Here is a 17,859-nt window from a genome sequence, read left to right on the forward strand (position 1 = left end):
GTTGAAACAGCGGGTTCAGGACACCGGTGTGCGGTCGACATCGACCGGGTCCGACACTGGGGCCAAGGTCCCTGTGGACAATGCGAAGGAGAGCGCCAGGCCCCCGCCCCGCAAAGGTTGCACACGGAGCGTTCGGTGCATGCCCGCATCGCAGTGCAGGGTTTCTTCCCAGGCCACGGCCTCGGCCATCGGGGCCTTGGCGAAGCTGCGCAGGTCGCCCCAGACCGGGCTGGGACGGAACCGCGCCGCCCAGACCTTGAGGCAGGCATCGAACGTCTCCGGAAGGTCGGGGACTGCCGCCAGGTGCCGGGCGGCCGCATTGGCGGTGATCCGTGTGCCACCGGCGGAAAAGACCGCCAGGGCATCGTCGGTTGCCTCAAGCGCGCCGCACAGCGCCTCGACCTCTTCGCGGTGCGCGCGGTTGGCAGAGACGTCGGCGGACACATCCTCCAGCATCAGGGCCACGGCCCCGTCGGCCTGGGGGCGCCCGGTGACGCAATAGGTCTGCCCGTTTGGCAGGGTCCAGGTTTCGCTGTAGGTGCCGCCGGCATCGACGCGGCTCAGGTCGCTCAGCCCGTCGCGCCAGGCTTTGTAGTCGCGCGGCTCGGGCAGCTTGCGGTGGTCGCGGAGCGCGTCGAAGAAATCCTCCAGCTTGGGGCGGCGCGACAGCCAGCTGCCATCTAGGCCGGTCATGTCCATCAACGCCGGATTGAACATCGCCAACGTGCGGTCCCTGTCGAATATGGCCAGACCCGTGGGCAGATAGGCAAAGGTCTTGGTCAGGGTCTGAATGAAGGTGCGCAGGTTGTCCTCGGCGCTGATGACGGCATCGAGCGACAGGGCGTGCATGTGACGTAGATCGCGGGCATCCGGCGCGGTGGTCGTGATCTCGAACCAGTGGCCGGTGCCCTCGCGATCCTCGACGCGCCGTCGCGACGTGCCGACAGGCGCGCCGCCTTCGTCGGGGAACAACGCGACCATCGGCCACCCCCGCGCCGCATCCGGGCCCGCGCAGCGGATTGCCAACCCCAGATAGGCGGCGTTGCACCAGATCACGCGACCCTCTGCGTCGACCACCCAGCTGAGCGTCGGATTGGTGTCGGAACTGCGGGTGAGCAGATGCGCATCCTCCTCCAGCACCTTGAGGCTGGCTGTGTCGATGCGCATCGACGTCTGCGATGTTTCGGCAGAGGCCACGGTGATCCGCAGGTCATCACCCTGCCGCACGCCGATGATCAACACCTGGTCGCGGCCCAATGTGCCGGTCAGCCGAAAGGACCGCCCGGAATCCTGCAACTCGCTGAAGGCCTCTTCGACGCCATCGGCCATATCCGAGAGCGCGTCGATCAACTGAACCCAGGCCTTGAGGTTGTCGACCGGGGTGGGCACCAGAAAGGCGATGTTTTCCGAATGCTCTACCAGGTAGCCATTGCGGAACAGGAACTGCCTGGGTTCCGACAGGGCATCGGTGGCAATGGAGGGCAGGTCGCTGCGGCCGCGCGGGGCGAACCAGACCATGTAGGCCAAGGCCAGCAAGCCCGCCGCCGCGCCCCCCAGTCCGGCCAGCATGGTCACAGCAAGTGCCGGCATGTGCGCACCTTTCCCTAGTCATTTCGGTCACCGGGGCATCTTGGGCTGCAAGTGGTTAAGAGGATCTTAACAATCCGAGGCGATTTTACGGCAATCGGTCGGAGGGGGCGTCAGGACAGCAGGACGTTCGGGCCCAGCGGCCCTGCGTCCTGCTGCGCGATGGCGGCACGGGGCCAGGTCACTTCGGCGATGGCCCCGGTGCGGTCCCGACCCGTCCCCGCCCAGTTGGCGGACCCGTTGTCAAAGGCCACCGTGGCGCCCGTGCGTTCCAGCAGGGTCTTGGCAATAAAAAGGCCTAGGCCCATGCCTTCGTAGTCCGGGCGATTGCGGCGACTGCGCAGAAAAGGATCACCAAGGCGGGAAATGACCTCGGTCGGATACCCGGGCCCATCATCGACCACGCGGACCGTCACGGTGTCCAGCGACCACCGGACGTCGACCCAGACCCGCTCCTCGGCGAAATCCACGGCGTTCTGGATCAGGTTGCGCAACCCGTGGATCATTTCCGGCAGACGGCGGATGACCGGGCGGGCGGCCCCATCCACCAGGGCATCGAAATCATAGAGGATGACCTTGCCGCGATCTTCGTGCGGGCTGGCGGCTTCGCGCAGGATGTCTTCGATCGGTGCGCTTTGGGTGTGCAGGTCACGTTTGCCCGCACGCCCCATGGATCGCAGGATATCGCGGCACCGATCGGCCTGTTGCCGGATCAGGCGCGCGTCCTCCTGCAGGCTGTCCTGGCCCTCCAGCTCTTCGGCCAATTCGCTGGAGACGAGCGTGATGGTGGCCAATGGGGTGCCCAGTTCATGGGCCGCGGCGGCCACGACGCCGCCCAGGTCCTGCAACTTCTGCTCGCGCGCCAAGGCTGTCTGAGTGGCCAGTAGCGCCTTGGACATCGCCTCTGTTTCCTGTGTCAGGCGAAAGGCAAAGCCGCTGACGAACAGCGTTCCGATGGCGATCGAGACCCAGAACCCCAGTAGGTGCAGCGGCGGCAGTTGGAGCACCACGCCCGTCTGCGTCTGCACCGGCAGGTGAAATCCGCCCAACAGCGACATCAGAATCAGGGCCACAACCGCCAGCACGACCGTGGACCGCAACGACAACGACGTTGCAGAGATCGTGACAGGGGCCATGAACAACAGCGCAAAGGGATTGTTCAGCCCGCCGGTCAGGAACAGCAGCAGCGACAGCTGCATCAGGTCGAACAGCAAGAACCAGAACGCCACCGCTTCGGACAGGCGGTGGCTGGGTGGGTAGACCGTCATCGCCACCAGGTTCGCGACGACCGCTGCGCCGATCACCAAAAGGCAGATGCCCAGGTGGATTTCCAGCGACAGCCACAGGCCCACGGCCACGACCGTGACGGTTTGTCCCAGGATGGCCAGCCAGCGCAGGTTCACCAGGGTATTCAGGCGTACGCGGGGCAAAATCGTCTCTGGCGGCAGCAGGGAATGGGTCGATGCGTCTGGCATGGGGCCTCTGAAATTTGACCGAACCACCAAACCCCCATACATCCTCTGAAACAAGAGCCCCGGAGGCACCCAGATGGCCGACCCCCTGACCGACCTTGGCCCTGACAAGTCCCTATTGCTTGTCGACGATGACGAACCCTTTTTGCGCCGCCTGGAACGCGCGATGGAAAAACGTGGCTTTGAAGTCGAGGCGGCGTCCTCGGTCGCCGAAGGCATTGCCAAGGCCACGGTGCGTCCTGCCGCCTATGCGGTGATCGACCTGCGGCTGGAGGACGGCAACGGGCTGGACGTGGTTGAACGGCTGCGCGAACGCCGCCCCGACAGCCGGATCGTAGTGCTGACCGGGTATGGCGCGATTGCCACGGCGGTGGCTGCGGTCAAGATCGGGGCGACAGATTACCTGTCGAAACCGGCGGATGCCAACGACATCACCAATGCCCTTCTGGCCAAGGACGAGGAACTGCCGCCGCCGCCAGAAAACCCGATGTCCGCCGACCGGGTCCGGTGGGAACATATTCAGCGCGTCTATGAGCTATGCGATCGCAACGTGTCCGAGACGGCGCGCCGGCTCAACATGCACCGACGGACCCTGCAGCGGATCCTGGCCAAGCGCAGTCCGCGCTGATGCGCGCGGCGTGGGCAGGGCTGTTCCTGGCGGGGTGCGTGGCCGCAGAGCCGCCCGCGCCCGCGGGCCTGCCGGGCCTTTCGCTGGTGCCTGCGGCGGACGGGCTGACGGTCGACGGGTCGGGGGGGCGTCAGATCGCCTTCGGGCGCGCGCGAACCGGTGTCCTGGAAAGCATCGCGCGGATCGAAGGTCAGCGGCCCGAACCCGTGGCCTGCGGCGGCGGGCGCAGCGCCTGGGTCACGCAGTCGGGGCTGCTGCTGGTGTTCGATCCCGGTGGGACCGACGATGCGCGCTTTGCTGGCTGGCAAGGCGGGGGCACCCGTGCGGGACGGACCTGCGCGTAAGCCGTAGCGCGGGGTTCACGCCGCGCCTCAGTTGGTCAGCAGGCGCGTCACCCAGACACCGAAGGCCGCCGTGGCCCCGGTCAGCACCATGCCCCAGGTCCAGTCGGTCGCGACCATGGTCCAGTCCCAGTTCTTCAACGTCGCCTTGTTGGTGAACTCATAGGTGCCATAGGCCAGCGCGCCGACGACGGCCCCGTTGAACGCGGCCATCCCGATCGTGCCGTCGCGCAACGCTGGGACAGACACCAGATAGAGAAGCCCTGCCACGTAAAGCAGGTAGAAAGCGGCCGCCGGGGCCAGGTCGATCGGCTCGCGCAGCATGTCGCCGATATGGCGCGCGAACAGCGGCTTCATCACCAGCGTCAACATGATCGCATCGACGATCAGGAAGAAGGCGGCGGAACTGACGTAAAGAATGACAAGCTGCATGAGGCGGACCTTTCGTGGCTGCCCCTTGGGTGTAGGGCGCGGGCGCGGTCCAGCAAGCCGTCACAGGGGGCAGCGTTTCCAGATACGCCCGTCGGCGTGCTTCCAATCCTCGAACCCGCGCGATCCGTAATAGGCCAGACCGCCTTCATTGTAGGCCATGATCGTGGCATTGATCCAGGCATAACCATCAGAGCGGGCGGCGGCGCGGGTCGCCTCGAACAGGCGGGACCCGACGCCCAGACCGTGTTTGCCCAAGGCCACAAAGGTCGCGATGTCGCAGGCTTCGGGCGGCAGTTTTTCGCGCGGGCCGATCCATTGGAAGCCCAGGATTTCACCGTCCAGCTCGGCCACGTGCCAGATGTCCCCGTCGCGCGCCATCCAGTCGCGCAGCGCGTCGCCGGTCACCGCCGCGCTAAAGGCGGTGGTGCCGCCTTTCTCGATGATCGCGTTCAGCAGGGCCGCCATGGCACCGGCGTCGAAGGTCTGTGCGCGGCGGATATGGATGTCAGGCATCGAGGGCCTCCAGCAGGGTGGCGTGACGGGCAAGATAGGCGGCGCGTGCCTCGGCAGGGGGGCGCAGCGTGACGGACAGGCCGTCGATGACCGCAGGCGCGGGCCGGCCAAAGAACCGCGACGCCTCTGCCTCGGAAAACCCGGCGATCTGCACGGCCTCCAGCCAGGCGGAAATCTTATCGGCCTTCTTGATGCGCTGTTTCAACCGCACCGGCGTGGCGGCGGGCAGGCCGAAACGCAGGTTGATCGCCGTCTGCAACCGGTCGTCCAGCGCGCCATATCCCGGCCCCACGGCGGCCTTCACCGGGGAAATCATGTCGCCGATCACGTATTCGGGCGCATCATGCAGCAGCGCGGCCAGCCGCTCTGCCGGTTTTGCGGGCCCCAGTCGGTCCAGGATGTCCACCACCAGCAAGGAATGTTCGGCGACCGAATAGGGCCAGTCGCCCTGGGTCTGGCCGTTCCAGCGGGCGACAAAGGCAAGCCCGTGGGCAATGTCCTCGATCTCGATATCCATGGGGGTCGGGTCCAGCAGGTCCAGCCTGCGGCCGGACAGCATCCGCTGCCATGCGCGTGGTTGTTTCATCACACCTCTCTGCCTCGTGTTCGGGCGTGCGAAACCAAATCGCCCGACATGTGTTATGCTCTCATCGAAGGGGGAGACCAACCGGTGCCTCACGCACCCATAGCAACCGGAGGTTCCCGGATGACTTTGCGCCCCCTTTCCCTGACCGCTGCGCTCGCGCTCCTTCTTCCATTGGCCGCCCCGGCCCAGGCACAATCCTGCGCCCCACGCGACAGCATGGTGAAGCGGCTGCTGGATGGCTACGGCGAGAATTTCGCCGGCGGTGGCCTGCAGAACGCCGAGGCCGTGTTCGAGGTCTGGACCTCGCCCGATGCCGGGACCTGGACGATTCTGATGACCCGCGCCGATGGCACATCCTGCATCATGGCCGCAGGCACGAACTGGCGTCCGCAACTCGATCGCCACATTGTGCGCGGCACGCCGTCCTGACATCTGACGTCGCGGCCCCGGACGCGACCACTCGCTGCCCTTGGTTCAGCTTGGTTCAGATGACACAGGCTTGCCCCGGTCTGACACTGCGGCACCTGGCCCCACGCCCGCGCAAATGTTGTGTGCGCAGCGGGTGCCTGCTAGGGCCTCGCCCAACCGAATTCCGCAGGAGAGCGAGAGATGAGCGACTACGTCGTCAAGGATATCAGCCTGGCCGCCTACGGCCGCAAGGAACTGGACATTGCCGAAACCGAGATGCCGGGGCTGATGGCGCTCCGCTCGGAGTATGGCGAGAGCAAGCCCTTGACCGGCGCGCGCATCGTGGGCTCGCTGCACATGACCATTCAGACCGCCGTTCTGATCGAGACGCTGACGGCGCTGGGCGCTGACGTGCGCTGGGCGTCCTGCAACATCTTTTCGACCCAGGATCACGCGGCGGCGGCCATTGCCGAAGCGGGCGTGCCGGTCTTTGCGATCAAGGGGCAGTCGCTGGAAGAGCATTGGGACTATCTCGACAAGTCGTTCCTGTTCGACGACGGCCCCAACCTGATCCTGGACGATGGCGGCGATGCCACGCTCTACGTTCTGCTGGGGGCCCGGATGGAAGCGGGCGAGGATGTGCTGGCCGTTCCCACCTCCGAAGAGGAAGAGGTGATCAAGGCGCAGATCCAGAAGCGTATGGCCGCCTCGCCGGGCTGGTTCACCAAGACCCGCGACGCGATCAAGGGCGTCTCGGAGGAAACGACAACCGGTGTGCATCGCCTTTATGACCTGCACAAGAAGGGCCTGCTGCCCTTCCCGGCGATCAACGTGAACGATTCTGTCACCAAGTCGAAGTTCGACAACAAGTATGGCTGCAAGGAATCGCTGGTCGACGGCATCCGCCGCGCCACCGACACGATGATGGCGGGCAAGGTTGCGGTCGTCATGGGGTATGGCGACGTTGGCAAAGGCTCTGCCGCATCGTTGCGGGGCGCCGGTGCCCGCGTGAAGGTCACCGAGGTCGATCCGATCTGCGCGCTGCAGGCGGCGATGGATGGCTTCGAGGTGGTCCTGCTGGAAGACGTGGTGAGCACCGCCGATATCTTCATCACCACCACCGGCAACAAGGATGTCATCCGCATCGAGCACATGCGCGAGATGAAGGACATGGCGATCGTCGGCAACATCGGCCACTTCGACAACGAAATCCAGGTCGCGGCCCTGAAGAACCACAAGTGGACGAACATCAAGGAACAGGTGGACATGATCGAGATGCCCTCGGGCCATCGGATCATCCTGCTCTCCGAAGGGCGTCTGCTGAACCTTGGCAACGCCACCGGTCACCCGTCGTTCGTGATGTCGGCCAGCTTCACCAACCAGGTGCTGGCGCAAATCGAGCTTTGGACCAAGGGCGAGGAGTATCAGCCCGGCGTCTACATTCTGCCCAAGCACCTGGATGAAAAGGTCGCGCGCCTGCATCTGGGCCGCATCGGTGTGAAACTGACGCCGATGTCCAAGGAACAGGCCGACTATATCGGCGTGCCGCAGGACGGGCCGTTCAAGCCGGAACACTACCGCTACTGAGCCCTGGTCACGGAACCAGGCCGGGCCGCATCCATCCGGGTGCGGCCCTTTTTCGTTTTCGGCGGGCGATGACCGCCCGACTGCGCTGATTGCCGCCGATCCCTGCGGGGCCTGCGGGAACCCGGTGCCACGGTCGGGGGTTCACCGGACATCGCAACCGAAGGAGTTTGCAAAATGAAACCGATGTTCCTGACCACCGTTGCCGCCGCCGCTCTTCTCGCCACGCAGGTCACTGCGGGTAGCCATGTGGCCGCCGACGCCGACGCCGAAGTGACCATGACCGAAACCACCGTCCCGCTGCTGCCCACAGAGGGCGAGACCGAGATGACCGCCGAAGGCGACACCGGCGAGGCAGAGACGTTCCGCACGGAAACCGAGGTCGAGATCGCCGACGAAAACCAGCTGGAGGACGGTGCCGGCACGGGTCTGACCGCCCAGGCCCCGATTCTCGGCAGCGACGTGGTGATCGAGAATGGCCCCGTCACCGGTATCGCCATGGATGACGAGGCCAATCCCCTGATCGACACAGAGGCCGATGTCGAACCGGAAATGGCCGTGCTTGAGGCAACCGACGGCATCTACGGCACATTCGCGTCTGCTGCCGTCCGTGACCTGGTGGGGATGAACGTCCTGGCAATGGACGGCGATGATGTGGGCGAGGTCGAGGCCCTGGTGCGGACCGCGGGCGATGTCAGCGCCATCGTCGGGGTCGGGGGTTTCCTTGGACTTGGCGAACACGACGTCGCGATTCCGCTGTCGAAGTTCACCATGAGCGACGGGGCCCTGATGTTGCCGGGCATGACCGAAGATCAGGTCGAAGCCATGGCCGAATACGAAGGTGACGCCGATGAGTTGCCTTTGACGGTCACGGTCGCAGGCGACCCCATCGAGTGATTTCTACCCTTGCTGCACCCCCGGCCCCGGCCAGGGGTGCAGCGATTCCGAGGGCCGGAACGCAACGCCCAGGTGATTGGTTCCATTTACTTTTGTTGCCCCTATTCAAGGGAACGCATGTCCGGGTTGTTCGTTTGATAGACACTGCAAACGCAAACCGGGAGATATCTCCGATGAATACGCACAAGCTCTTGCTGAGTGGTGTCGCGACCGCCGCTCTTCTCGCACATTCCGCCTTCGCACAGGACACCGACACCGCTCTGGAGAACGATGTCGAGGCCCTTGGCACCGAAATCTCGCAGGAAATGAACGAGCTGGAAAATGAAACCGAAATGTTCCTTGCGGACGTTGACGGCAATCCGGCCATGGACACCGACGGTCGCCCGCTGATGGCAGACGCCGATGGCCGCCTGACCGACACCGACGGCACCATTCTTCTGAACGACGATGGCACCGAGCGTCTCGCCGAGGCCGAAGGCTTCCGCATGGAACAGCGCATCGTCGAGGGCGGCACCCTGTCCGCCAACGCAATGGGCGGCCAGATCGTGGTCGAACAGCCCGACGCGCAGGTTGACGTGTCGGTCGCCGACCCCGTGGTCACCGTCGATCAGGCCCGTCCGGAGGTTCTGGTCGAGCAGGCCCAGCCCGAGATCACCGTGACCGTGGCCGAGCCGACCGTGACCGTCGAGCAGCAGGCCCCGATCATCACCATCGAGCAGGCACAGCCCGAGGTCGTCGTGATGATCCCCGAGCCGACCATCACCGTCCGCATGCCCGAGCCCGACGTGAACGTCGCGACCGCCGAGCCGGAAATCTCGGTTCAGCAGCCGCAACCGATCGTCCGCTTCGTGCGCCCCGAGCCGAAGATCATGATCCAGGAGTCGGAGCCGAACGTGCAGGTCACCCAAGCCGAGCCCGAGATCCGCGTGAACCGCGCCGCAGAGGCCGCCGTCTCGATCGAGCAGGCCGATGCCAATGTGACCATCGAATCCGAAGGCGAAGGCAACGTCGTCGTCTCTGACGCCGAGCCGGTGGTGAACATCGAAAAGGCCGAAGACGCCGACATCATGGTCGAGCAGGCCGAAGCGGATGTGACCATCGAAGAAGCCGACGCAAACGTGCGCGTCATGGCCGACACCGACGTCGAGGCAGAGACAGACGCCGTCGTGGTCGCCGATGTCGATACCCAGTCCACTGGCCTGTACGGTGCCTTTGCCGACGCCCGTGTCGCTGACCTCGTGGGGATGAATGTCCTGGGCGAAACCGGCAATGACGTGGGCGAAGTCGACCGCCTGATCTCTACCGGGTCCGAACTGGTTGCGGTCGTGGGTGTTGGTGGTTTCCTGGGTCTGGGCGAACATGACGTCGCCATTCCGCTGGACCGCTTCGCGATGTCCGAAGACGGCCTGATCCTGAACTCCCTCACCGAGGAAGAGCTGGAGAACATGCCCGAATGGGACCGCGAGGGCGAAGTTCTGCCGCTCGACGTCGTTGTCCGCGACACCTACTGATCCCATTGGAATCACGTTTTGGAAAGGCCCCCACGCGGGGCCTTTCTGCTGTCTATCCCCTGCCCTAGTTGACGATCATGCGCTTGTTTCTTCGTCTCGCCTCGCTGTCGGCCCTGCTTGCGGCCCTGGGTTGGGGTGGAAATTACCTTTTGACCGATCCCAACAGCCCTCTGCCTGCAGAGATGAACCCGACCCTGCCGCTGGATCTTTCGCGACCTGAAAGCGGGCTGACCGGGTTCAAACTGCGCCGTGCGCTTGCCAGCGATGCGACCTGTCTCGCCGCGTTGAAAACGGGGGCGACCTTTGATCTGATGCCCCCGCTAGAGACGGAAAACCCGCAGTGCGGCATCGCCCCTCGGGTTCGCCTGTCGGCGGTGGGTCCGGCGCGTCTGGCCCCGGTCGAAACCGCTTGTGAAACCGCGCTGCGTCTTGCGGCCTGGCGGGCCTATGTCCTGCCTGAGGCGGAATCGCAGTTGGGCATCCCGGTGACCGAACTGGCCCACCAGGGCAGCTACAATTGCCGACCGATCCGGGGCGGCACCCGGATGAGCACCCATGCCACCGCCCGGGCCATCGACATCCGCGGCGTCACATTGGCGGATGGTCGCCTGCTGCCGCTGTCGGGAAACTGGTCCGGCGATGGCCCCGAGGCCGCCTTTTGGAGGGGGCTGCGCGATGGCGGATGCGATTGGTTCACCACCGTGCTCGGCCCCGACTTCAACGCGGCTCATGCCGATCACCTGCATCTGCAATCCGGTGGCTGGGGCACCTGCCGCTAGTTTTTCCTTTATTTCCGGCGCCACGCTGACCAACATGCGCGCGAGGCGCCCAGCGTCCGACGGGGAAGAACCAAGAGGGATCAAGATGAGCAAACGTGACGAGCTGATCGGCAAATACGCCGACGACATCCGCAAGAAGATCGGCGAAGAGCCGGACATGGACTTGCTGCGCAAGGTCACCATCGGCTGCGGCCCGTCGATCTACAACGCCGACAGCGAGACCGTCGCGTCCAGCCAACAGGGCGAAATGGACACGGTGAAGAACAACTTCCTCATCAAGAAACTGGGCCTGTCGGACGGGCCGGCCCTGGACGAGGGGCTGAACGCGGTGATCGAAAAATACGGACGCTCCAACAGCAACAAGTACCGGGCGGTCGTCTACTACATGCTGACCAGGCATTTCGGCAAAGAAAGCGTCTACGGCTGACGCAGGCACCAGCTGCCGCGCCTGTCAGGTCGCGGCAGCCATTCTGTCCCAGCGATCCTGGAACAGTTTGCAAAAGGCCGGATCGTAGCCGCGCAGAAAGACGTGCCTGCGGAACAAGGTCCTGTCCCTGAACAGCAGGCGCGCCTGATTTGCGATCTCACGATCGACATCGGCGGCGTCGAACAGGTCGTTTCGCTGTGCGATCCACATGTTGTAGGGCACGTATATCTTGATGAAGGAGATGCACATCTTCTTGATCTCTGGGTGGCTCAATCCGCCGATCAGATGGTTCTGCCGTTCCAGATCCTGTAGATCCTCGTCCGCCATCACCGCCAGGTTGTAGTTGCGCCAATCGGTCTGCCCGCTCCGGGTGACTTCGTTTTTCAGCGCGCTCTTGGTCCAGCTATCGACGAGATAGGCCAGAGAGGCCGTGGCGGTCGCGCCGACGGCGCCGACCAGCAGTGTCAGCCAGTCCAGCAGATCGACGTGAATTGCATCCGGCATGGGGCCATTCCCGTGCGTCTGTCGCGGCCGTAAAGCGTAGGTTTCGAATGCCGTCCGTCCCCGCAGATTTCCCGTGCCGAGAGGGTTGCAGATCGGCAACAGTCGCCCCATCTCCCTCAGTGAGGTCCGTAACGGACCCGTGCCGGTTCCGGGCGGGTTCCACATCGGGCGCTTTTGCGAAGGAGACAGAGGATGAACCTCGAAAAATTCACCGAACGCGCGCGGGGGTTCCTGAACGCTGCGCAAACCATCGCCAGCCGCGAAGGCCACCAGCAGCTGATGCCGGAGCATCTGCTCAAGGCGATCCTGGACGACGACCAGGGCATGGCCGCCAATCTGATCACCGCTTCGGGTGGATCTGCGGACCGGGTGCGGGACGCGGTGGACGCCGCCGTCGCCAAACTGCCGCAGGTGTCGGGCGATGCCGGACAGGTCTTTGTGTCCCGAGAGCTGACCAAGGTGCTGGCCGAGGCCGAAAGCGTGGCCAAGAAGGCAGGCGATTCCGTCGTGCCTGTCGAACGGGTCCTGACTGCGCTGGCGCTCGTCAAATCCAAGGCCAAGACCGCGTTGGAGGCCGGGGCTGTGACCGCCCAGGGTCTGAACGCCGCCATCAACGACGTCCGCAAGGGACGCACCGCCGACAGCGCCTCGGCCGAGGACACCTATGAGGCGTTGCAGAAATATGCCCGCGACCTGACCGAGGCCGCGCGCGAGGGCAAGATCGACCCGATCATCGGCCGCGACGAGGAAATCCGCCGCGCCATGCAGGTCCTGTCGCGCCGCACCAAGAACAACCCGGTTCTGATCGGCGAGCCGGGGACCGGCAAGACCGCCATCGCCGAGGGCCTGGCCCTGCGCATCGTCGACGGTGATGTGCCCGAAAGCCTGCGCAACAAGCGGCTCATGGCGTTGGACATGGGGGCCTTGATTGCGGGCGCAAAGTACCGCGGGGAATTCGAGGAACGTCTGAAGGCCGTGTTGTCCGAGGTGACCGCCGCCGCCGGCGAGGTCATCTTGTTCATCGACGAGATGCACACGCTGGTCGGCGCGGGCAAGGCCGACGGCGCCATGGACGCCGCCAACCTGATCAAGCCCGCGTTGGCGCGCGGTGAACTGCATTGCGTCGGGGCCACCACCTTGGATGAATATCGCAAGTATGTGGAAAAGGACGCGGCCCTGGCCCGCAGGTTCCAGCCCCTCGTGGTCGAAGAGCCGACGGTGGAGGACACCATTTCGATCCTGCGCGGGATCAAGGAAAAGTATGAGCTGCACCACGGCGTGCGGATCAGCGATTCCGCGCTGGTGGCCGCCGCGACCCTGTCAAACCGCTACATCACGGACCGCTTTCTGCCGGACAAGGCCATCGACCTGATGGACGAGGCCGCATCACGGTTGCGGATGGAGGTGGACTCGAAGCCAGAAGAACTGGACGCGCTGGACCGCGACATCCTGCAAAAGCAGATCGAGGTGGAGGCCCTGCGCCTGGAGGATGATCAGGCCTCCAAGGACCGGCTGGAAAAGCTGGAGCGGGAGTTGGGCGAGGTGCAGCAGCAAAGCGCTGAGATGACCGCACAGTGGCAGGCCGAACGCGACAAGCTGGAAGGCGCGCGCGACCTGAAGGAACAGCTCGACCATCTGCGGGTGGAACTGGACCAGGCCAAGCGCGACGGCAACTTTGCCCGGGCCGGAGAACTGCAATACGGCACCATTCCGGGCCTGGAGAAGCAGCTGGCCGAAGCCGAAGCCGCCGAATCCGAGATGATGGTCGAGGAGGCCGTGCGCCCCGAGCAGATCGCCTCGGTCGTGGAGCGTTGGACCGGCATCCCCATGAGCCGGATGCTGGAAGGTGAGCGCGACAAGCTGTTGCGGATGGAGGATGAGCTGGGCCGACGGGTCATCGGCCAACGTCAGGCGGTGACCGCCGTGGCGAACGCCGTCCGCCGGGCGCGTGCCGGCCTCAATGACGAAGCCCGCCCGCTGGGGTCGTTCCTGTTCCTGGGCCCGACCGGCGTCGGCAAGACGGAGCTGACCAAAGCCCTGGCCGAGTTCCTGTTCGACGACGACGGGGCCATGGTGCGGATCGACATGTCCGAGTTCATGGAAAAGCACTCCGTCGCCCGCCTGATCGGCGCGCCTCCGGGGTATGTCGGCTATGATGAGGGCGGTGTCCTGACCGAGGCCGTGCGGCGCAGGCCCTATCAGGTCGTGCTGTTCGACGAGGTCGAGAAAGCGCACCCGGACGTATTCAACGTGCTGTTGCAGGTGCTGGACGACGGGATCCTGACCGACGGTCAGGGGAGAAAGGTCGATTTCAAGCAGACCTTGATCATCCTGACGTCGAACCTGGGTGCGCAGGCGCTGAGCCAGCTGCCTGACGGGGCCGATGCGGCCCAGGCCAAGCGGGACGTGATGGACGCGGTACGCGCGCATTTCAGGCCCGAGTTCCTGAACCGTCTGGACGAGACCATCATCTTCGACCGCCTTGCGCGGGGCGATATGGATGGGATCGTGGACATCCAGGTGGCGCGTCTGGCCAAGCGTCTAGCGGGGCGGAAGATCACGCTTACGCTGGATGAGACGGCCAAGAAATGGCTGGCCGAAGAAGGCTACGATCCGGTGTTCGGGGCCCGTCCGCTGAAGCGGGTGATCCAGCGTGCGTTGCAGAACCCCTTGGCCGAGATGCTGTTGAGCGGCGCGGTCGGGGACGACAGCGTGGTCCCTGTCAGCGCATCGGACGGCGGACTGATCATCGGGGATCGGGTGGCGACATCAGACCGGAAACCGCCAGAGGATGCGGTCGTCCACTGACCCGGAAATTCACGGATTGGGGGCCTCTCGGGGCCCCCTTTTCACGTTCTGGGGGAACTTTTGCGGGGCTTGGCACCGACGTTCCGGCACCGTCAGACCAGCGAAATGATCACGGCGTTTCACGAATTTGTGACTGGGTTTTCCGGGGCGGGCTGCTTAGCCAGCCCGCCGATTTCGTCAATGGTGCACGGCGTCACGGGGCGCTCTGGACGGGTGGGCATTCACGCCCAGATGACCCATCGACCCTGCACGAAGCAGCGGTCCTGACCCCTTCTCAATGGAGAGACTTCAATGCTTCGGAAAACCCTGATCGCCATGACCGCAACCGCCGCGCTGTCCGTTCCGGCCCTGGCCGACGGTCATTCCAAGAACATCGTCGAGACAGCCGCCGCCGCCGGTGACTTTGGCACCCTGCTGGCCGCGGCAGAGGCTGCGGGCCTGGTCGAGACCCTGACCAGCGAAGGGCCGTTCACGGTCTTCGCCCCGACGGACACGGCCTTTGCCGCCCTTCCGGAGGGCACCGTCGATACGCTGCTGCTGCCGGAAAACAAGGACCAGCTGACCAGCATTCTGCTGTATCACGTCGTGCCCGGCAAAGTGATGTCCACCGATCTGAGCGACGGCCTGGAGGCCCCGACCGCCCTTGAGGGGCAGTCCGTGACGGTCAGCATGGGCGACACCGTGATGATCGGCGATGCCACGGTCGTCGCCGCCGATGTCGAGGCGTCGAACGGCGTCATCCACGTCATCGACGCGGTGCTTCTGCCGGCCAGCTGACCCTTGGCGACCTGACATCCATGCGACCCGTCGGATCCGTCCGGCGGGTCGTTTTACGTCCGGCTGGCGGCCCGCGGGCGAAGGCATCGCCGCCAGCCGCGATCACGGCGCCGTGGTCAGACGTGGGTTGCATCATCGGCGAGGCCGGAACACTTTGACCGCGACCAGACAGAGGGCGCGCGTATGGAAATGGTGGAATCGACGATCTGGCTGGTCGAGGTCCTGGCTGTGATCTTCATCGTGGCGATCGGGGCGGCTGTCCTGGTCGCGGTGGTCCTGTTCGTCGCGGACCGGATACAGACCGAGGACGCCATTCGCCGCAACTATCCGGTCATTGGCCGGTTCCGGCATCTGTTCACGGAGCTTGGCGAATTCTTCCGCCAGTACTTCTTTGCCATGGACCGCGAAGAACTGCCGTTCAACCGGGCCCAACGGGATTGGGTCAAGCGGTCGTCCAACGGTGAATCGAACACCGTCGCCTTCGGGTCGACCCGCAACATTGCGGCACCGGGCACGCCCTTGTTCATCAACGCGGCCTTTCCCCCGCTGGACCAGCAGGCCGCCAAGACCGAGCCGATGATAATCGGCCCCACCGCACGGCACCCCTATGTCGCGGGGTCCATCTTCAACCTGTCGGGGATGAGCTATGGCGCGATTTCCAAGCCTGCGGTTCAGGCGCTGAGTCGGGGTTGCAAGGAAGCGGAGATCTGGATGAACACCGGAGAGGGGGGCCTGTCGGAGTACCACCTGGAGGGGGGCTGCGACCTCGTCTATCAGATCGGCACCGCCAAGTTCGGGGTCCGCGACGCCGACGGCAACCTGTCGGAGGAAAAGCTGCGCGAGATGGCGGCGCATCCGCAGGTCAAGATGTTCGAGCTGAAGCTGGCGCAGGGTGCCAAGCCCGGCAAGGGCGGCATTCTGCCTGCTGCCAAGGTCACACCGGAGATCGCCAAGATCCGGGGACTGCAACCCGGTCAGGCCGGGATCAGCCCCAATCGCCATGCGGAGGCATCCAACGTCGATGAACTGCTGGATCTGATTGTGCGCCTGCGCGAGGTGTCGGGCAAACCCGTCGGCATCAAGACCGTGGGGGGCGCGAAGGAGCCGTTCGAGGACCTGTTCGAGCGGATCAACGCGCGCGGCCTGGACTGCGCACCCGATTTCATCACGTTGGACGGGGGGGAAGGCGGTACCGGTGCCGCACCGATGCCCCTGATCGACCTGGTGGGCATGTCGATTCGCGAATCCCTGCCCATGGTGTCGGGTCTGCGGGATGCGGCCGGGTTGAAGGGGCGCATCCGCCTGATCGCCAGCGGCAAGCTGGTCAATCCCGGCGATGTGGCCTGGGCCCTGGCCGCCGGGGCGGATTTCGTGGTCAGCGCGCGGGGGTTCATGTTCTCGCTTGGCTGTATCCAGGCGCTGAAGTGCAACAAGAACACCTGCCCCACCGGCATCACCACCCACGACCCCCGGTTCCAGAAGGGGCTGGTGGTCGAAGACAAGTGGCGCAAGGTTGCCCGCTATGCCCTGGGGATCATCGAGGAAGTCGAGATCATCGCCCATTCCGTCGGCGTCACCGAACCGCGCCAGATGCGGCGCCGGCATGTGCGCCTGGTGCAGCCCGACGGTACCTCCATCCCCATGCACGAGGTCCACAAACGCCCGGAGCTGGAGACACGGGTCGCGGCGGAATGACGGCTCGCGCCCGGTGACGATTGCGTGAAGGGCAAACCTTTCGGCCCCGAAAGGCGCTATGTGGAACAGACAAATGTCCTGAACCCCGGAGTGCCCCCATGCTCAAACCAGATCTGACCTCTGCCGATGTGTCGCCCAAGGCGGCCTGGTTGAACCGCCGCCAGATCATCGCGGCCATGGGGGCCGGATCCCTGGTCGGCCTGCCCGCACAGGCCGCCGAGTTGGAGCCGAACACGCTGGAGCAGATCCGCAGCTACAACAACTTCTACGAGTTCGGGTTGGGCAAGGATGACCCGGCGCGCAATGCCGGCGCGATGCAGACCTCGCCCTGGACGGTCAAGATCGACGGGCTGGTGGACAATCCCGGCGACTATGAACTGGCCGACCTGATCGGAGACATCCCGACGGAGGAGCGGATCTATCGGTTCCGCTGTGTCGAGGCCTGGTCGATGGTGATCCCCTGGAACGGGTTCGAGTTGAACAAGCTGCTGACCAAGGTGGGTGTGCAGCCGGGGGCGAAGTACGTCGCCTTCGAGACGGCCGTCTTGCCGGATGTGATGCCGGGGGTACGCAGGCCGTTCCTGGACTGGCCCTATCGCGAAGGGCTGCGCCTGGATGAGGCGATGCATCCACTGACCCTGATGGCGACGGGCATCTACGGCGAACCGATGGCCAACCAGAACGGCGCGCCGATGCGTCTGGTGGTGCCCTGGAAGTATGGCTTCAAGTCGATCAAGACGATTGTCCGCATCTCGCTGGTCGCCGAACAACCCTATGCCACGTGGGAGGCGACAAACCCGCGCGAGTACGGCTTTTACGCCAACGTGAACCCGGACGTGGATCACCCCCGCTGGTCCCAGGCCACCGAGCGGGTGATCGGCGGCGGCTTCTTCGCCGACAAGATCGATAC

At 64.9% G+C, this 17,859-nt stretch carries 18 protein-coding genes (1 of these 18 cut by a window edge); 12 read left to right on the top strand and 6 right to left on the bottom strand.

Annotation, left to right across the window (positions count from 1 at the left end; genetic code table 11):
* Positions 1 to 15 precede the first annotated feature (15 nt).
* Positions 16 to 1,590 carry a PAS-domain containing protein gene (locus K3551_RS04255; protein ID WP_259917972.1) on the bottom strand — a complete coding sequence of 525 codons (1,575 nt, stop codon included), beginning with the start codon at positions 1,588 to 1,590 and terminating at the stop codon, positions 16 to 18.
* 110 nt (positions 1,591 to 1,700) lie between these two features.
* Positions 1,701 to 3,062, bottom strand: coding sequence for a sensor histidine kinase RegB (gene regB / locus K3551_RS04260; RefSeq protein WP_259917973.1), 1,362 nt, complete (start codon positions 3,060 to 3,062; stop codon positions 1,701 to 1,703).
* A 73-nt stretch (positions 3,063 to 3,135) separates the two neighbouring features.
* On the opposite strand from regB, the gene K3551_RS04265 reads away from it, so the two are divergent.
* Both K3551_RS04265 and K3551_RS04270 read left to right on the top strand, forming a co-directional pair.
* On the top strand, positions 3,136 to 3,687 hold the full coding sequence (locus tag K3551_RS04265) for an ActR/PrrA/RegA family redox response regulator transcription factor (RefSeq protein ID WP_259917975.1): 552 nt from the start codon (positions 3,136 to 3,138) through the stop codon (positions 3,685 to 3,687).
* Entirely contained in the window at positions 3,687 to 4,031 is a 345-nt protein-coding gene (locus K3551_RS04270; RefSeq protein ID WP_259917977.1) for a hypothetical protein, read from the top strand. The genes K3551_RS04265 and K3551_RS04270 overlap by 1 nt, the downstream gene beginning before the upstream one ends.
* A 27-nt stretch (positions 4,032 to 4,058) precedes the next feature.
* On the opposite strand, the gene K3551_RS04275 is transcribed toward K3551_RS04270, so the two are convergent.
* From K3551_RS04275 to K3551_RS04285, 3 genes are read right to left on the bottom strand one after another with little or no spacing between them, the layout of a single operon-like run.
* Positions 4,059 to 4,460 carry a DUF2177 family protein gene (locus tag K3551_RS04275; RefSeq protein ID WP_259917978.1) on the bottom strand — a complete coding sequence of 134 codons (402 nt, stop codon included), beginning with the start codon at positions 4,458 to 4,460 and terminating at the stop codon, positions 4,059 to 4,061.
* Between the two features lie 60 nt (positions 4,461 to 4,520).
* Positions 4,521 to 4,973 carry a GNAT family N-acetyltransferase gene (locus K3551_RS04280; RefSeq protein ID WP_259917980.1) on the bottom strand — a complete coding sequence of 151 codons (453 nt, stop codon included), beginning with the start codon at positions 4,971 to 4,973 and terminating at the stop codon, positions 4,521 to 4,523.
* A complete protein-coding gene (locus K3551_RS04285; protein ID WP_259917982.1) occupies positions 4,966 to 5,559 on the bottom strand; it encodes a hypothetical protein in 594 nt (197 codons plus the stop codon). The genes K3551_RS04280 and K3551_RS04285 overlap by 8 nt, the downstream gene beginning before the upstream one ends.
* A 120-nt stretch (positions 5,560 to 5,679) precedes the next feature.
* Between K3551_RS04285 and K3551_RS04290 the strand changes: the two genes are divergently transcribed.
* The 6 genes from K3551_RS04290 (at position 5,680) to K3551_RS04315 (ending at position 11,165) form a co-directional block, all read left to right on the top strand.
* Positions 5,680 to 5,988 (top strand): hypothetical protein, encoded by a 309-nt coding sequence (locus tag K3551_RS04290; RefSeq protein ID WP_259917983.1) that lies wholly within the window; start codon positions 5,680 to 5,682, stop codon positions 5,986 to 5,988.
* Positions 5,989 to 6,168: 180 nt separating this feature from the next.
* Positions 6,169 to 7,554: an adenosylhomocysteinase gene (gene ahcY, locus K3551_RS04295; protein ID WP_259917984.1), complete on the top strand. Its 1,386-nt coding sequence runs from the start codon at positions 6,169 to 6,171 to the stop codon at positions 7,552 to 7,554.
* Between the two features lie 174 nt (positions 7,555 to 7,728).
* Positions 7,729 to 8,448, top strand: coding sequence for a PRC-barrel domain-containing protein (locus tag K3551_RS04300; RefSeq protein WP_259917985.1), 720 nt, complete (start codon positions 7,729 to 7,731; stop codon positions 8,446 to 8,448).
* 173 nt (positions 8,449 to 8,621) lie between these two features.
* Entirely contained in the window at positions 8,622 to 9,959 is a 1,338-nt protein-coding gene (locus K3551_RS04305) for a PRC-barrel domain-containing protein (RefSeq protein ID WP_259917987.1), read from the top strand.
* A gap of 77 nt (positions 9,960 to 10,036) precedes the next feature.
* Entirely contained in the window at positions 10,037 to 10,738 is a 702-nt protein-coding gene (locus K3551_RS04310) for an extensin family protein (protein ID WP_259917989.1), read from the top strand.
* A gap of 85 nt (positions 10,739 to 10,823) precedes the next feature.
* On the top strand, positions 10,824 to 11,165 hold the full coding sequence (locus tag K3551_RS04315) for a DUF2853 family protein (protein ID WP_259917990.1): 342 nt from the start codon (positions 10,824 to 10,826) through the stop codon (positions 11,163 to 11,165).
* Between the two features lie 24 nt (positions 11,166 to 11,189).
* On the opposite strand, the gene K3551_RS04320 is transcribed toward K3551_RS04315, so the two are convergent.
* Positions 11,190 to 11,669, bottom strand: coding sequence for a hypothetical protein (locus tag K3551_RS04320; RefSeq protein WP_259917991.1), 480 nt, complete (start codon positions 11,667 to 11,669; stop codon positions 11,190 to 11,192).
* 192 nt (positions 11,670 to 11,861) lie between these two features.
* Between K3551_RS04320 and clpB the strand changes: the two genes are divergently transcribed.
* The 4 genes from clpB to msrP form a co-directional block, all read left to right on the top strand.
* Positions 11,862 to 14,477: an ATP-dependent chaperone ClpB gene (clpB, locus tag K3551_RS04325; protein WP_259917992.1), complete on the top strand. Its 2,616-nt coding sequence runs from the start codon at positions 11,862 to 11,864 to the stop codon at positions 14,475 to 14,477.
* 291 nt (positions 14,478 to 14,768) lie between these two features.
* The gene (locus K3551_RS04330) at positions 14,769 to 15,254 is read left to right on the top strand and encodes a fasciclin domain-containing protein (RefSeq protein ID WP_259917994.1); all 486 of its coding nucleotides are present in this window, start codon (positions 14,769 to 14,771) and stop codon (positions 15,252 to 15,254) included.
* Positions 15,255 to 15,437: 183 nt separating this feature from the next.
* Positions 15,438 to 16,949, top strand: coding sequence for an FMN-binding glutamate synthase family protein (locus K3551_RS04335; protein WP_259917996.1), 1,512 nt, complete (start codon positions 15,438 to 15,440; stop codon positions 16,947 to 16,949).
* A gap of 98 nt (positions 16,950 to 17,047) precedes the next feature.
* Positions 17,048 to 17,859: the 5' portion of a protein-methionine-sulfoxide reductase catalytic subunit MsrP gene (gene msrP / locus K3551_RS04340; RefSeq protein WP_259917998.1), read on the top strand. The gene runs 73 nt beyond the window's last position; the window shows 812 of its 885 coding nt (coding positions 1-812); it begins with the start codon at positions 17,048 to 17,050; its stop codon lies beyond the right edge, outside the window.

The organism is Jannaschia sp. M317 (genome assembly GCF_025141175.1).
In the GTDB taxonomy this organism is placed as follows: domain Bacteria; phylum Pseudomonadota; class Alphaproteobacteria; order Rhodobacterales; family Rhodobacteraceae; genus Jannaschia.

What these genes read in the sequence shown, in the direction of transcription:
- K3551_RS04255 (WP_259917972.1), bottom strand. Translation starts at nt 1,590, where the DNA reads ATGCCGGCACTTGCTGTGACCATGCTGGCCGGACTGGGGGGCGCGGCG.
- regB (WP_259917973.1), bottom strand. Translation starts at nt 3,062, where the DNA reads ATGCCAGACGCATCGACCCATTCCCTGCTGCCGCCAGAGACGATTTTG.
- K3551_RS04265 (WP_259917975.1), top strand. Translation starts at nt 3,136, where the DNA reads ATGGCCGACCCCCTGACCGACCTTGGCCCTGACAAGTCCCTATTGCTT.
- K3551_RS04270 (WP_259917977.1), top strand. Translation starts at nt 3,687, where the DNA reads ATGCGCGCGGCGTGGGCAGGGCTGTTCCTGGCGGGGTGCGTGGCCGCA.
- K3551_RS04275 (WP_259917978.1), bottom strand. Translation starts at nt 4,460, where the DNA reads ATGCAGCTTGTCATTCTTTACGTCAGTTCCGCCGCCTTCTTCCTGATC.
- K3551_RS04280 (WP_259917980.1), bottom strand. Translation starts at nt 4,973, where the DNA reads ATGCCTGACATCCATATCCGCCGCGCACAGACCTTCGACGCCGGTGCC.
- K3551_RS04285 (WP_259917982.1), bottom strand. Translation starts at nt 5,559, where the DNA reads ATGAAACAACCACGCGCATGGCAGCGGATGCTGTCCGGCCGCAGGCTG.
- K3551_RS04290 (WP_259917983.1), top strand. Translation starts at nt 5,680, where the DNA reads ATGACTTTGCGCCCCCTTTCCCTGACCGCTGCGCTCGCGCTCCTTCTT.
- ahcY (WP_259917984.1), top strand. Translation starts at nt 6,169, where the DNA reads ATGAGCGACTACGTCGTCAAGGATATCAGCCTGGCCGCCTACGGCCGC.
- K3551_RS04300 (WP_259917985.1), top strand. Translation starts at nt 7,729, where the DNA reads ATGAAACCGATGTTCCTGACCACCGTTGCCGCCGCCGCTCTTCTCGCC.
- K3551_RS04305 (WP_259917987.1), top strand. Translation starts at nt 8,622, where the DNA reads ATGAATACGCACAAGCTCTTGCTGAGTGGTGTCGCGACCGCCGCTCTT.
- K3551_RS04310 (WP_259917989.1), top strand. Translation starts at nt 10,037, where the DNA reads ATGCGCTTGTTTCTTCGTCTCGCCTCGCTGTCGGCCCTGCTTGCGGCC.
- K3551_RS04315 (WP_259917990.1), top strand. Translation starts at nt 10,824, where the DNA reads ATGAGCAAACGTGACGAGCTGATCGGCAAATACGCCGACGACATCCGC.
- K3551_RS04320 (WP_259917991.1), bottom strand. Translation starts at nt 11,669, where the DNA reads ATGCCGGATGCAATTCACGTCGATCTGCTGGACTGGCTGACACTGCTG.
- clpB (WP_259917992.1), top strand. Translation starts at nt 11,862, where the DNA reads ATGAACCTCGAAAAATTCACCGAACGCGCGCGGGGGTTCCTGAACGCT.
- K3551_RS04330 (WP_259917994.1), top strand. Translation starts at nt 14,769, where the DNA reads ATGCTTCGGAAAACCCTGATCGCCATGACCGCAACCGCCGCGCTGTCC.
- K3551_RS04335 (WP_259917996.1), top strand. Translation starts at nt 15,438, where the DNA reads ATGGAAATGGTGGAATCGACGATCTGGCTGGTCGAGGTCCTGGCTGTG.